This is a genomic window from Ruminococcus sp. NK3A76, assembly GCF_000686125.1.
In the GTDB taxonomy this organism is placed as follows: domain Bacteria; phylum Bacillota; class Clostridia; order Oscillospirales; family Ruminococcaceae; genus NK3A76.
The window spans coordinates 730,221-744,298 of sequence record NZ_JMMA01000002.1 but is presented as its reverse complement, the minus strand read 5'-3'; the positions used below and the strand labels follow the sequence as shown (position 1 = coordinate 744,298).

The following is a 14,078-nucleotide window of genomic DNA, read 5'->3' as shown; positions in this document are numbered from 1 at the left end:
TTTTTTCAAAAATCCTAATTAATAGGATCACAAATACTATTTTATCAACCACAAACAATATTAAAAACATTACAAAAACAATCTTTAATTAGCCTTCAAAAAATGATATAATAAATCTAAGTGTGTCTATCCGGCACACAAATAATCATAACCCGGAGTTGATAAAAATGTTTGAATATCAGTTGTTTGTGGATGATTTCTTTAATTATTGCCAGTTTCATAAGAAACTCAGCGATAAAACGATCAAGGCCTATCAAATAGATATGTCTCAGTACCATGATTTTTCAAATGAACTTACCAAAGAATCCATTTGGAATTACATAGAATATTTGAATAGAAGGTATAAGCCTAAGACGGCTAAGCGAAAACTGGCCACCTTGAAAGCGTTTATTCACTATTTACTTATGCAGGATCTTATAGACTACAATCCCTTCGACAAAATCGAAACGATAATAAAAGAACCATTGATGCTTCCCAAGACGATACCTCTTGACACTATTTCAAGACTCATATCTTTCTCATACAAACAGATCTCGTTGGCAGGAACAGATTATCAACTAAAATGTGCAGTAAGAAATGCAGCAATTATAGAACTGCTGTTTGCGACCGGTGGCAGAGTGGCTGAAATATGTACTCTGCATTCGGAGGACGTTGACGTTTTGGGCGGCACGGTAAAATTCTATGGAAAAGGGTCAAAGGAGCGAATAATTCCTATTGAGAACCAGGCGGTTCTTAGTATTTTGAATAGATACCGTATAATGAACAAAGAAGAAATCACATCAGCAAAATACTTTTTCGTAAACAAATTTGGAAACAGAACCACAGAGCAGTCCGTAAGGAATATGCTAAACAGCTACTGCGCTCTTTGTGGGATCGAGCTGCATGTAACACCGCATATGTTCCGTCATTCATTTGCTACTTTGCTTCTTGAAGAGGATGTTGACATACGATACATCCAGAGAATGTTGGGACATAGTTCGATAACTACCACTCAGATATATACTCATGTGACCTCTGCAAAACAGAAAGAAATCATTAAAACAAAGCACCCTCGGAACAAACTGAAAATCATATAATAGTTTATATAATTATACCACTTTTTGATGCTAATTTCAAGTGAATTTGGTAAAAAATTCGGTTAAATGGCAAAAATAACACACATCTTGTAATTATTGAACGGCAACGTATAAAAACAGGTAGTAGAATCCTATATAAATAGAACCGAATCGGAAATCAACAGATAGTTTTTCTGATTTGGCATAATTACTTATATATAGATACAAATTCCAGAAACGGTTCATTAAATCATAGAGTTACTTTTTATTTAAAATGCAAATGATAGAAGGGTCTCTCTTATTTATAGTCAAAGGATGAGCAATTAGCGTTTTAATCAACTAACAATTATAGATCACTAAGCTTAGTTTTTGTGATCATTTTTATAAAGTCATCAGGGGTGACAGAATTTCTTATCAATTCATTCCCAACATACTCTCTCCATGCTGGATCTCCTTCTTCAGTAAATGTGTTGTAGCAGTCTCTTAAAACTTTTAAAGCTTTATACGCCCAAGATATCAAATCGTTTCGACTACAGTAGTATATGTTTTCTGCGTAAATACGTCCTGCTTCATCAATGTTTGAAGTGTTAGTAATAAAAACAGTATATATATTGGCATTTTTATGAATAGTTTTGACTTTCTCTCGTATCCACTTTTCATGCCGATTTGCCTGTGAAATATGATCAAGAGGGATTTTATGATCATCTCGGTCATATATCTTATCTTCCGATACAATACAAATATCGTCATTAATGATCCAATATGGATCAGGATCTCCTGTCCCTTTCGGATTTGATGCTTGATATCCCATGATTTCTCCGAGATCTTTATGATACGTTTCAAATACTTCACCTTTAGCATTTGTAAGACCATTTAGAATATCATTGATTTTCTTATCCAATTTTTGAGGCGTAGTATATTTGGACATTATTTTTTCAAGTCTCTCAATTTCCGAAGTGGAATTGCAAGTACCATATTGTGTTTGCACCTAAATATCGCAGACAAGTGATATTTGGAAAGATATACAAGGATATAGGGGTGATACTAAGAAAGCTTTATGAACAAAAGGGTGTAGAGATACATGAAGCAGAAATGTGCAAAGATCATGTACATATGCTTGTGTCCATTCCACCCAAGCTGAGTGTTGTACAGTTTATGGGATATTTGAAAGGCAAAAGTAGCCTGATGATATTTGATAGACACGCAAATTTAAAGTATAAATATGGGAACAGGCATTTTTGGTGCAGAGGATATTATGTTGATACAGTAGGCAGGAATAAAAAAGGTCATTGAAGAATACATAAGGAATCAGCTGCAAGAAGATATAGCTTGTGATCAGATAAGTTTTAACGAATACATAGACCCGTTTACGGGTGACAAAGTAAAACAGGGCAAATAAAGAACAGCCGCTTTAGCGGCTGCCCGTAAAAACAATGCGGTTGGCGGACTTTTCAGTGGGACTTCAGTCGCCCGCCAGTATCAGGCCCTTTTAGGGCCAGTGCAAACCACCCGTTCAACGGGTGGTTTTAATTTGCCTAAAGCTATCGTTTTTTTGTTGTCGTCCAAAAGAGATATGTTAAACGGCTACATAATTACCTATAAGTATTCAATCCTATTTATTGTATTGAAAATAACGTGTTAGTCTAGGATTAATTGAAATGTCAGGATATTTCCCTTTTATGGAATCAATAAGCGGAACTAATTCTGATAAAATGAAAGTATGCATATCGCAAAAGTTCTTATTAGGATATGCTACACTTGTGCCAAGCGAAGCAGTCGCATTACAACCGCCATGGCACATTTCGTAATAATGACAATCAGCTTTACATATATTTCTTCGGTTAATTGCCTTTGATAATAACGAAATATAGTTGTCCGAGTTGAAAGCTTCGTTGAATGAACTAATACCATGGATGTTATTTAAGTAATAGTCATCGAAATAAAAACGGTCACAAGGAAAAATATCACCTTTATAATCAATACAGAGCCATGATCCTAAACAAGAATTAAAAGAACATACACCTGTGTGTCTAGTAGTTATAAGATTAAGGATATCATAAAACGATTGTAGATTGATATTACACTCTGTGTCATGTAACCACAGTTTAAATAATTCCACAAAAGCCTCAGCATAACGCATATATGATAATGATAATTGTTCTTCAGCATTTCCTTGACAAAATAGCGGATTGAATTTAACTGAGACTCCAAGTTCTTTGAAAAAACTATAGTTTTCTTTTAGGAAACCAACATTAATATCTGAAACCACAAGAATACAGCCAATATTTATTCCCGATTCCTTGATTTTTAATATGTTAGATCTAATTAAATCACTATGTCCGCGAGTTTTTTCATTTGTAATGCCATCAAATGATACACCTACTTTTGTGTTGGTTTTCTTTATAAGCTCAATCCATTTGTCGTTGATCAAGGTGGCATTAGTTTGAATTGAAAAAAGAAATCTAGTGTTAAGATTCTGACAATAACTATATGCTTTTTCATAAAAATCCATTGAAGTCATTAACGGCTCTCCGCCGTGCCAAACTATTTGTATTGTTTCATAGTCATAAGCGGCAACATCAATGGTTTTTTTGAAGGTTTCCAATGACATAATTGGCGAGTGACTTAAAGCATCACCGTGAAAACAATAGATGCATTTCATATTACATCTGTTACTAGGCATTATAAGAAGATTAATTTGTTTATTCATTGGTTAGCACCGCATTGATAAAAGACTCTATATGGGCTAAAACTTGAAATTAGTCGTTGGGGTTGTTATCGTGTGAATCGTTATGGTAGGGACCATCGGAGCCACTATTATCGTGGCCATTGTCATGAGCAGAAAAATCGGATGTGGATACCTGAGCGTTGTATACTTCCAGAAGTTCATTTGCAGACATAGTCATAATGAATGCGCCTCCTTGTAACAATATAGTTTTAGCCCATACAGAATCTACTATTATTATACATAATATCGCCCAAAAAGTCAAGAACACATTATAAAATTCTGATCAATTTTTGAGCGAGATTGTTTTATAGCTTTGCATATAGTTAACAAACTCATACCTATAGCAAAAAAATTATACATAAAACAAAAATAATTAGACATGAAAGAGAAAAAAACATATTGACATCTATCTCATGAAAATGTTATACTATAAAATAGCATACTTCTACCGATAGCATATTTCTTATATTACTATTTTTTATGAGGTGAATAATCATGCTAGACTTAATCAACCACTCTGGATATGTATGTGTAAAACGCGATAATGATACTAAGACATCATCTGAGGATCAACAGTTAAGTATTCATCGGTATGCGTATGATTTTTATGATGGCGAATTAGTTATTCATGCATATGAGAGTATCCCGGAAATATATGAAAATCCGCTCATTATAGGTCATGAATATTCTGGCACACCGTATCTCTTTTGTTTACCTTTTGGTTTCGAGAAGCTCTCTGTGTTTCATGCTATTCCGCGAAATTTGAAGGTGCGACCTGATTTTGTAATCAGAGATTATAAGGTAGGGACTCAGTTTACAGAAGCAATAATACGCTTTGATGAATTACAGTATTTCTGTCCTTCTGTAAATGTAGTATCCGAAAATGAGTTGGGCGATATTGTTTTTTTGCGTTCTGGAAGCAAAAAGGTAAAGGAATTCACTGTAAAACTTGATTCTATAGAATGCCAAGTGATGATTAATTTAAGTACAACAGGTACTGTAGGCGCAGCTCATTCACATATGGAGGCTGTTTCTGAAATTAGAATTCTTTTCCCTGCAACAGATAAATTGAAGTTTATTTATCAGGTATATCAATTAGTAGACATGGTATTTTCATTCATTTGCAATAGGAAAAACATTGCCTTTTATTCAATGAGATTAAACGGAATTTGCAAAGGGAAAAAACTCGCCGATCACAAATTAATTGAATGCGATAATTGGGTATCATGCGATGCGTTCTTTTTTGATAAATATCGTGAAGCGCCAGAAAGTCAAGATATAATTTCAAAGACATGGAATGCAAGATATTTAATAAACCGTATAGATAAACTTTTTCAAATGGTTGCTAGTGATTTGGATGGGGATACAGAAACTGGCGGTCTTATTTCCATCTCTAGTATTCACCCATCTGTTAAGCGCAGAAATCTAATTGATCTTCAACAAAGTTTGCAGATTACAGGTGCATTTGAATTCTATGTAAGAACATATTTGCCGCCTATGGCTACCGAAAAGGCTCATCACAAAAAAATGAAAGCAGTATTTGAGGAGCTTATCAAGGATGAAAAATCTTCTGCAGCACTTAAAAAACTTGCCAAAAGTATGGCCAAGCATATTGTAACCGAACCAGCACTCGAGGATAAAATATGGAAAGCTTACAAAGGATACGGCACATGGTCACCTTTGAAAGCATGTATTTCTGAAAAATGGTTTAGTGAAAAAGAAATAAGAGAACTAGGTCATGAAGTAAACGAATGGCGAAATGAACTTGCTCATTCAAAAAGATCATATGAGCCAAATATTAACACGATCAGAGCGGTTCGACTTGTTGAACATTTAAACTATGCAATAGTCCTTAGACAACTTGGATATGAGGATGAAGAGATCCAGCTTATTCTTGATGAAATTTTGGTCCGGACAGATAAGCCTCAAAATCCAGATGATCAGTCTACAGAAACAAGTCAGTCTACAGAAACAAGTGAGAATAATAAAACTAATGAATGAGTAAATCCTCGGTGAAATGGTTTTCATCGGGGGTTACTGTTTACAACGATGATGCTATTCACAATTCTTGGATATTCACGTTATCACTTTTGAAAATTCCTCTTGAATTGCTTATAATTGAACTGTGTGGGCGTTCGATCCAGTACGGCGAAGTCAATCCTGCTGAACAGATTATTCTCCTTGAACCCGTTATAGTCCAGCTCGTTTAGTGCCCTGCGGAACAGGTCGGAGATCACACTTGCATCGTTCCCGTAGGCACCACAGCCCCATGCTCCGAGGATGAGGTGTCTGTATCCGAAAAAAGCCGCTGCTTTCAGCATCCCGAAAATGCGGTTATAGACAAGCTGCCTGTATTCGGCTTCGATCATGCCTTCCTTGCCGCCGGATATCTTCGGAGCAGCGCAAGTGAGTACGGATACAACAACAGTATCGTCCAGCAGCACACCGTTTTCCTCCTTGATGATCTCCACGTTCGGTGTGAGCATTAGAGCATCTGAACCCATAAAAGAGTGTAGGCTCTTGTTAAATTTGTAGTATCTGCTGGCTGTCTTGCTCTCAAGCGACAATAAAAGCGAGCTTTTTCTGCAAAGATCCTCTTCCTGCGCTCTTGCACCTCTGCGGACACCGCCGCCCGGATGAACAGGACTTGCAAGATTCAGTACAAGGACTTTCATTATGCCCTCGGCTACACGCTTTCTGGCAAGCGCATAGGAGTCAATATTCTCGCAACTGTGGATGCAGCCATCGCTTTCAACAGCAGCCGGTTTGAAATCCTTGTTGCTGCAAATCGCTTTCACATCGTCAGGAAGATATACCTGTATCTCTTCCCTCTCCCCGGCGGTGAGTTTCAGCAGAATTTTCCTGCCGCCTTTCTCATAGAAGCCTTGTTTCAGTATCTGCATTGTATCTTCAAACATCTGAATGTCCGGAGTTCTGTCTCTCATAAATAAACCTCATTCTATCAGCATTTCTACGTCATGCATAAGGAAATGCAGCTTGTCGATTCTCTTGTTTATATGCCAATGGCCGAGATACCAGGCTTTGTAGTCCAGCATCTCTTCTATCGTGTCCAGCCAATGCTCCGTGCTGTTGTCTACGGTAGACTGGTCTATTCCCGGCAGAAAGCACTCCGTCGGAACATATTTATACGGGCAGGTGTGCGAAAACACGATATCCACAGGATGTGTCCGGCACTGCTGCTCAACATATTCCTTGATCGTAGGAGTCGGCTGCTCGTCCGGCCACCAATTGTATCCCATGCGGAGGCGGTAAAACTTGTCCACGCTGTAAGCGCCGCCGATCACAATGCACTGCTTGCCCTCTATATCGAAAATGTCGCCGTCTATCGGGAACAGGATATTCGGGAAGTCCTCCTCGTACAGCACACGTCCGCCGTGCCACTCTTTTTCCTGATAGGAGCAGATATTCTGCGGTCTGTTCTCGTGGTTGCCGTGTATGCAGAAAAACGTGGACTTCATATCGCACAGCTCCTGCTTCAGCAGGCGATCACGCATCTTACCGGTATAATTGACTCCTACATCTCCGAGCAGAACGATAATATCTTCTTCTGTTGGCTGAAACCTGACGAACAGATCATATAACGGATCTGCCGAACCGTGTATATCTCCTGTGATATAAACCATATCTTCACCTTCTTCAAAAATCAGTCATCCTATTTATAGTATAGCACAGAAACCGCGTAAATTCAAGGTGTGTGGGCATTTTCTGCTGGTATGATTCCTGATTATCCCATATAATCGAGAATCATATCAGCATTTCTTTTAGGGGAGTGCCAATTCATTGAATCTACGAAGTTTTTTTGTTGAATCCCATACCTGCTTTCAATTATCCTTTCTACCATCTTTTCTACCAAGTGCCCTCGCTATTGTCTCTGCCGAGCTGACCTTTGCATTGTATTCCAGATGGCTGTAAAGATTTGCTGTATTGGATCTGAATATATATGGTTCACTTTATGCAAGTTATATCTATACCGATGCCATTTCAAAACAGCTCAATTTTAAGAAACGTTTAAGAAAAGACATATTGTAAATCTCCTATATTGGTAATATAATTGAATAGTGAAAAAATAGATTTTCGTAATTTATGCATCAGAAATGACGTTTACAGAACAAATAGGATGCAAATATGTAAGTCATAGCTATTTATAATAATCATTGTATAATATAAATGCATCATTAAGTAAGATTAACCTACTTAATGATGCACTATGCAATAATGTATTAAAATCTCTAATTTGTTGTTATTGTTTCTATTACAAGTATCTTCCGGTTTCCTCGTCCCAAATACCGGATACATTGTACTGTTCGGTGCTAAACCAATTATTATTCTCTGCTGTCAAATATACAGTGATATGATCTCCCTTATCATTTGCAGGCTTATATCTTGGTTTATCACCTTGTTTGATACTATACTCCTCGCTGGCACTACTTCCGTTTTTATTCTCAATCCAGAAATTAGTGAAAGAACCTTTACCTTCTCCTGATTTTACTAACTGAACTTTCCAACTATTAGTGTTTTCACGTGTGTCTCTAAACCTTCCTGTTTTTTCTTGAGCATTATCCACACTACCCTGAATTCTAAAAGAATAATCAATATCGTTATCCTGATATGCAGCAATTGCAGATGTTGACAGTAAAGCAGCTGATACTGCCAGACACATTCCGAAACTAACTAATTTTTTCTTTGCGTTTTTCTCCATTTTAAAACCTCCATATATTTAATACATTATTACTAACAAGAAAATTTGCCTTCGGTCACCTTTATGACCTTATCAGCCAAAAGAGATATGTCCTCTTTATTGTGGCTTGCTATTAATATGATTTTTCCAATGTCTCTAAGATTTGTCAAAAGTTTTCTGATAAGTTCTACACCCTCATCATCAAGTGCATTGGTCGGTTCATCAAGCAAAAGAATATCAGGATTTTCAAAAATAGCTTGAGCAATGCTGAGTCGCTGTTTCATTCCTAAAGAAAATGATTTTACCTTTTTATCATTTTTAGGATCTAAGCCGACATTGATAAGAGCATTTACTATCATTTCATCACTTGCTGTATTTTTGATATTTGAAAGAATTTTAAGATTGTCGTAAGCTGTCATTGATGGCAGAAGTTCTGTATTCTCAATTATCACGCCACAACTTTCGGGAAAAGATATATCCTTATGCAGTTGTTTTCCATTAATTATTACAGATCCTTCATCAGCAAAAATAAGACCGCTTATAAGTCTTAAAAGCATAGTTTTTCCCGAACCGTTTTTTCCTACGAGCCCATAAATCTGTCCTCCTTCAAAGTTTAGATTTACATTATCAAGTATTGTTTTACCCTTAAGCTTTTTCGTAACATTTTCTATCACTATGGTTGACATTTCTTTTCCTCCTCTAAAAAATATCCTTTTTATTTATTGCCCTTTTACATATTGTCCCCAGAAGCAGTATTGGAGCAACCATTACAAAAAACATAGTATAAAAACTAAGCCCCTCTTCATGCATTATCTCCGTTCTGTTTTTCATCGGATAGTTTGTTATAATCAGCATAGATATAAATTCTTTATCATTTTCAAGCATTATTCCACTTGTCACTACAGTAATAATATAGTATATCATACATATCAAAACAGCTGCAAAAGAACCCATGCAAAGCTCAGAATATATCTGTATAAGACTTAATATAATAAACGAAAGAATACTGAATAATATATATATCATTATGTCGCTGATTTGTAAATCAAATACATACTTGTTTCGCAACATTAGTACCAGCATATAGATAATGATTCTTAACAAGCACATGATTCCCACTATGATAAATGATTTTAAAATAATCTTGCGCAGCAGTGAATTTCTGTTTTTATACCTCATAAGCTGATACTTGCCAATTCCAAACAGAAAACCTTCCGTTTGTCCAAAATTTGAAAAAACAATCAATGCGGCAAAGAAAAAATCAGAAGACAAAAGTGTGATATGATTTTTTACATCAACACCGTTAATAAGTCCTAACAGTCCTTTTTCAGGAAGAGCTGATTGCATTATATAAGATGATAGGAACAATATAAGAATAAACCAAATTGATCTTTTCATCTACAAAACATCTCTTTCCTGTGCGTTATATCTTGATAAGAATACTATTACAGCTATTACCGGCATAAGCAGAATTACTGAACGCAGCATTTCTGAAATGCTTTTATATTCATTATAATACCCTGAATAGATAAGTGTAAATTTGATAGGTGTTGAAAACTTTAGTATCCTATACGCAAACATAAGTAACGCATTTATACAGAATAAGAATACACAGCTTATAACTCCACTTAGAGTATTATAATATATAAACAAATATATCTGAGAAGTTAAAATGAAATAGAGAATATTTGCAAAAAGCTGCAATACGGTTACACTGTAAAAATCAATGCTATAAAGCCTGTCGACACCGAATTCTTTTGTCATAAAAACTATATGCGGCAATAAGAATATAATACAGAATATCAATGAAGCTACTGCAGATCTGATAATATTTATACGCACGATATTTCCTCTTGACAGCCTTATTAATGACTGTTCATTCATTTTAATAATCATACCGTTAAGAATAAAAGCAAAGAAAAGCGTATAGAATGTCGATGTATGAATGTATGTCATATAGTTTTGTGTGTTTACTGTAAAATCATAGATGCTGTAAAAGCTGTTATTCTCATTTCTGCCAGTGATTATAAAACGATAGATCATACAAAAACACAGAAACAATCCATACTCAATAGCCGCTCTTTTTTTATATTTCATCTTTTCTTATCCTCATACAATATGCAGTAATACAAAAGACTAAGGTAACACCTATCAATATTGCGAGCCCTGAAAGGCAATATTTGATTCCGTATTCTGTATATGGCTGAACGGTATTTGATATTCCGTACGGAATAAGTATCTGTATAAACCATACTATAAAAACAGCAGGATATGCTTTAAAATGATTCTTAAAAATAATAGAACAGCATAATCCAAGTATGCTTGACAGAGAACATATAATACAAGCAGAAAGGGAATAAAACATATAATATAAATATGGATGATTAAAACCGAAGATAAACCAGTTATCCATCGTCTCATAAAAGTCCTCCAGCCCGCCAAACATACTACCGTTATGAAAGAGAATTATACACATCATCAAGTTTATTATTAAAGAACCCAATAAAAGTATCGCCGGCAGTAAGGCTGCAATTATGAATTTTGTCTTATAATAATCTATTCTTCCCACTCTTGAAGTAAGACACTTTAAATATCCTGATTTCACATCATCGGTATAGCTGTCAGCGTATAGCATCATAGAATAGATTGGCAATATCCAGAAAAAGAGTATCTGCATAACATGCCCCATACATGAACCGGATAAAAAAGCAGTATAAACTGGGTGTTTAAGATGATATGCCCCCAAGTCACCATAAACAATAACATCAAAGTATATGTGCTGTAAAAAATCTACAATCGGAAATGCAAGTATAATTAGTAAAGCTACCATTTCTTTTTTTGTTTTCATAATTCTGTTAAGCTCGCTTTTTACCATAGTACATAAATCCTTTCAAAAAATAAAGAGTTTAGATAAGTTTCTAAACTCTTTATATCACATATAAGATTATAAATCAATACATTTACGATTATCGGTACATTTTTAACGATTAACGGACATCTTTTGATCATCTACAAAAATACCGGGTATTACAACATCAGATATAAATTCCTTTTCATTAAAGAAGAATTCATAGATTCCGTTATATCTTTTTAAACTTGATTTTATATTACTAATACCATAACCATGTGCTAATCCTTGTTTTGAAGATATAAGTTTTCCATTTTTATCAAGTGGCGTATCATTATATGTATTTGAAACACTTATATACAAATTCTGACCAAGTGCTTTGATGTTGATATTAACTTTCTTATCTGCACACTTATCAGCGGCCTCAAATGCATTGCTAAACAGATTTGAAAAAATAGCACACTGGTCAAACTGTGTCATTTTCATATCTCCGGGAAAAACTCCAATAACACTAATGGCCACATCAGGGTGTTGCAAGCATATCTCACTCAAAATAATATCAACCAGCTCATTTGAAGTGGAAAATGGCTTACTGAGCTTTGATGATCTATTAACAAGTTCTGTAAGATAACGCCCTAATTCATCATATTTTTCCTCTTTAAAAAGAGTGTCTATACAGAATAAATGGTTTTTTATATCATGTCTAAAACGCTTGCTGTCCTCCTCTTTTTGCAAAAGCATTGTATAATATTTTTTTTGAGACTCGATAAGCTGCTGTGCAATTTGTGCGTTTGTTTCGAGTTGCTCGTTATGTCGTTTAAGCAAAAGCATCAAAAGAGATAACATGACTATACTGCCAATACCAAAGCCAAGAAAGCTGAAATCTTCAACCGAGTAATAACTTGTACCATAAGTATTAAGCTCTATATATGAATGACTGATATATACAAATATAGCCAAGAGCAATGCGGGCAGCAAAAACCTTAAGTACCCATACATATTAGGGTGATATTTATTATAAAGCTTTTTAAGTAAAACACAAAGAATTATCACTATTAAGGGCACAAGCTTTACCAGCAAATCAGACAAATAGCTGTGTGTGCTCACATTGCCCTGTAAAATGAATAGATCAGATGCCATATTTAGCATATATAAAAACATAAAAGCTATTATAATATTTATCCTGTTTTTCTTATTATCTGCCAATAGACAATATGCCACTGTAGAAAGAAGACCGATTGCTGCATAAAACTTTGTGAATGTGCCGAGAATTACCGAAAGTGTTGCAAAAGCAATGAATAGAATGGCTACTTTTTTATGTTGTCTTCTTATTTTAATTTCCAGTAAAAAACTTCCTATTGTTATAATTTTTACAAGTTCAAAGAAGAATAACAATAGACTATATATAATGCTTTCCATATTATCACCTAAATATACTTTGAATTACGTTTCACATATTCATAAAACTCTTTTCTGAAGCGTGCGATATTCCTTCTTGAAACAGGTACAGAGTCCTTCATATTATGAAGATAAACGCAGCCATTCTCAATATTGATAACATGTGCCATTGAAACGGCATATGATTTATGTACCTGAAAGAAATGTTCAGATCCAAGTCTTGTAAGCCAATATTTAAGTGATCGGCTGCTTTCTATCACTTCATCTGTTGTATAAAGAAACGCTCCGTCGCCAAATGCTTCGATACATACAAGGTCTCTGAGCCCAATAAGCCTTGTGTGACCCTTTTCCTCAATAATGATTTTTTCGTAATTAAGTATTTCCTTTTCTGATTGAGAGATTGCCTCAGCAAGCTCAGTCTTGTCCACAGGCTTTTTTAAGAATCTAAAAGCCTTTACCTTAAAAGCTTCTGGCATAAACTCTGAATGGCTTGTAAGAAAGATAATATACACTCTGTCCCCCATTTTTCTAAGCTCGTCAGCAACTGCCATTCCATTAATGCCGGGCATCTCTATATCAAGCAATATAATATCATATTTCTTTTTAGATTCAAGTAGCTTTTCACCAGATAAGTAGGTATCTATTTTTGCATCCGGTCTAATTTCAGTAACAAGGCTTATTATTCTATCACATATTATTTTTTCATCATCACATACTGCGATATTAACATACATTTTTTTCACCCTATAGTATTATATCACAATAAAAGGAAAATCTCAATACCGATAATCTTTTTTTATATACCTATAGTTTTGGATTAATGGTGGTCTTTGTAAGAACTCCATTAATGTTGACGAGAATAATCGTTCACTTTTCTGCCTCTTCAATAAGCTCTGTTCTCAGGAGCTGAAGTCTTTTGTAGTAGATGCAGACATTAATGTCATTTTGTCCGCACCATTCCTCGGTACTCTTTCCGCTTGTCTGGCATTATTAAACCACATCAGCTCACTCTTGGTGTCGCAAATGTGTTTTGATCTCTTCTATCCGTTCTATGATTATCATCTCCTCAGGTTGTTGATTTTCCGTCGGAGTTATTATATCATATTCTGATTTTTTGGATAGGGTGGGGAGTGGTTGGCGGTTACGTTATAATAATGTAAAGCTCGATACTATAGGTTTTGGTAATGATAAAAAAGGTTCAGCAACTATAAATGGTCGCTGAACCTTTGCTTTTTTATCGAATATGGCTGCGATTGGTGGGGTGTGTCATTTTGGGGTGTTTACAGTGTTGAATATCTTTTTCTGACAAAACTGAGATTTTTGAACTTGCTTTGATTGTTTCAACTACTT

12 protein-coding genes and 1 pseudogene are annotated in these 14,078 nt (G+C 35.2%); 3 read left to right on the top strand and 10 right to left on the bottom strand.

Translation table 11 applies throughout. From position 1 onward, the window contains the following. Positions 1–167 precede the first annotated feature (167 nt). The gene (locus CD05_RS0103485; protein WP_028509319.1) at positions 168–1,076 is read left to right on the top strand and encodes a tyrosine-type recombinase/integrase; all 909 of its coding nucleotides are present in this window, start codon (positions 168–170) and stop codon (positions 1,074–1,076) included. Positions 1,077–1,401: 325 nt separating this feature from the next. Here CD05_RS0103485 and CD05_RS0103480 read toward each other — a convergent pair whose 3' ends face one another. Next, entirely contained in the window at positions 1,402–2,043 is a 642-nt protein-coding gene (locus CD05_RS0103480; protein ID WP_156947277.1) for a hypothetical protein, read from the bottom strand. Here CD05_RS0103480 and tnpA point away from each other — a divergent pair. Continuing rightward, positions 1,974–2,454 (top strand): annotated as a pseudogene (tnpA, locus tag CD05_RS17325) (IS200/IS605 family transposase). The gene CD05_RS0103480 and the pseudogene tnpA overlap by 70 nt on opposite strands. A gap of 213 nt (positions 2,455–2,667) precedes the next feature. Here the strand turns inward: tnpA and CD05_RS0103470 are convergent. Further along, entirely contained in the window at positions 2,668–3,765 is a 1,098-nt protein-coding gene (locus tag CD05_RS0103470; protein WP_028509317.1) for a radical SAM protein, read from the bottom strand. Between the two features lie 513 nt (positions 3,766–4,278). Between CD05_RS0103470 and CD05_RS0103460 the strand changes: the two genes are divergently transcribed. Further along, a complete protein-coding gene (locus tag CD05_RS0103460; RefSeq protein WP_028509316.1) occupies positions 4,279–5,784 on the top strand; it encodes a HEPN domain-containing protein in 1,506 nt (501 codons plus the stop codon). Positions 5,785–5,867: 83 nt separating this feature from the next. Here the strand turns inward: CD05_RS0103460 and CD05_RS0103455 are convergent, their stop codons facing one another. The 8 genes from CD05_RS0103455 to CD05_RS0103415 form a co-directional block, all read right to left on the bottom strand. Further along, on the bottom strand, positions 5,868–6,728 hold the full coding sequence (locus tag CD05_RS0103455) for a TIGR02452 family protein (protein ID WP_028509315.1): 861 nt from the start codon (positions 6,726–6,728) through the stop codon (positions 5,868–5,870). Between the two features lie 9 nt (positions 6,729–6,737). Beyond that, positions 6,738–7,427: a metallophosphoesterase gene (locus tag CD05_RS0103450; protein WP_028509314.1), complete on the bottom strand. Its 690-nt coding sequence runs from the start codon at positions 7,425–7,427 to the stop codon at positions 6,738–6,740. Between the two features lie 629 nt (positions 7,428–8,056). Then, positions 8,057–8,503, bottom strand: a complete 447-nt coding sequence (locus CD05_RS0103445) for a DUF2712 domain-containing protein (RefSeq protein ID WP_037322775.1) — start codon at positions 8,501–8,503, stop codon at positions 8,057–8,059. Positions 8,504–8,535: 32 nt separating this feature from the next. After that, positions 8,536–9,168, bottom strand: coding sequence for an ATP-binding cassette domain-containing protein (locus CD05_RS0103440; protein ID WP_028509312.1), 633 nt, complete (start codon positions 9,166–9,168; stop codon positions 8,536–8,538). Between the two features lie 13 nt (positions 9,169–9,181). Next, positions 9,182–9,880 (bottom strand): DUF2705 family protein, encoded by a 699-nt coding sequence (locus CD05_RS0103435; protein WP_028509311.1) that lies wholly within the window; start codon positions 9,878–9,880, stop codon positions 9,182–9,184. Positions 9,881–10,568: 688 nt separating this feature from the next. Next, positions 10,569–11,357 carry a hypothetical protein gene (locus tag CD05_RS0103425; protein WP_028509309.1) on the bottom strand — a complete coding sequence of 263 codons (789 nt, stop codon included), beginning with the start codon at positions 11,355–11,357 and terminating at the stop codon, positions 10,569–10,571. Between the two features lie 105 nt (positions 11,358–11,462). Further along, positions 11,463–12,749, bottom strand: a complete 1,287-nt coding sequence (locus CD05_RS0103420) for a GHKL domain-containing protein (protein ID WP_028509308.1) — start codon at positions 12,747–12,749, stop codon at positions 11,463–11,465. 8 nt (positions 12,750–12,757) lie between these two features. Further along, positions 12,758–13,462: a LytTR family DNA-binding domain-containing protein gene (locus tag CD05_RS0103415; protein ID WP_028509307.1), complete on the bottom strand. Its 705-nt coding sequence runs from the start codon at positions 13,460–13,462 to the stop codon at positions 12,758–12,760. Positions 13,463–14,078 lie beyond the last annotated feature (616 nt).